This window comes from Cryomorpha ignava, from assembly GCF_010686655.1.
Lineage (GTDB): Bacteria > Bacteroidota > Bacteroidia > Flavobacteriales_D > Cryomorphaceae > Cryomorpha > Cryomorpha ignava.
On record NZ_JAAGVY010000134.1, the window covers coordinates 1 to 940 of the forward strand.

The 940-nt window shown below is 37.7% G+C and carries 1 protein-coding gene; it reads left to right on the plus strand.

Features of this window, described 5'->3' with window-relative positions; all coding sequences use genetic code 11:
- The first annotated feature begins 238 nt into the window (after positions 1–238).
- Positions 239–820 (plus strand): gliding motility lipoprotein GldD, encoded by a 582-nt coding sequence (gene gldD / locus G3O08_RS20740; protein ID WP_163287356.1) that lies wholly within the window; start codon positions 239–241, stop codon positions 818–820.
- Positions 821–940: the final 120 nt, after the last annotated feature.

Here is a 940-nt window from a genome sequence, read left to right on the forward strand (position 1 = left end):
ATACCTTGTCAATACCAAATCTGGTAACGAGTCAAGTACGCAGAAATTAGTTGTAGAAAAGTAGATGTTTCTATAGAATGGAGGAAAACATATCGTTTCATTTTTAATACAGAAGAGCTCTGCTTATACGAATGGAAGATTCTCTAATTCCAATCTGAAATCTGAATTCCGAAATCATAAATCTACATTCCTATCTTTACCACAGAAATACATCTCAATAATATTGAAATACCCGAGTGTGAAGCACCTTTCTAATTATAAGACTCCCTTTGTTTTCCTGTGCATTTTGTTTCTTTACGCTTGCGGAAGGGAAACACCTGTACCAAAACCTGTTGGCTATTTTAGAATAGACTTGCCCACACCAAAATACCAGCATAAATCTCCGGATTGCCCTTTCGAATTTGACATATCAGAGTATAGCCAGCTGGAATTGATTGTGGATACTGCGCACCCTTGCTGGTTTAATATTGCCTATCCGATGATCAATGCCAAAATGTATTTCACCTATAAAGATGTTGATGGCGACTTGCGCGAATTTATTGAAGAGGCTCACGGTCTGGCTTTTGAACACCAAATAAAAGCGAATAAAATTTCAACCCGTAAAATTGAAAACGATAGTTCAAAGGTTTATGGGTTGGTTTACAATCTGGGTGGAAATGTAGCCTCGCCTTATCAGTTTTACCTTACCGACAGTACCAATCATTTTTTGCGAGGTTCGTTCTATTTTAATGCCCGCCCAAATCCCGATTCTTCAAAACCGGCTCTGGATTATGTTAGAAACGATATTAATCGGTTTATTGATTCTTTTGTATGGAAATAAGTTTCTTCCACTTTTACAGAAATATTGAGTTCTAGAATCAGTCGGCTTGGGAGTCTATGAAACCACAACATTGATTTTTCAGCGCGGAGGCCTTCCCTTTAGGGAATTAATCACTTTACA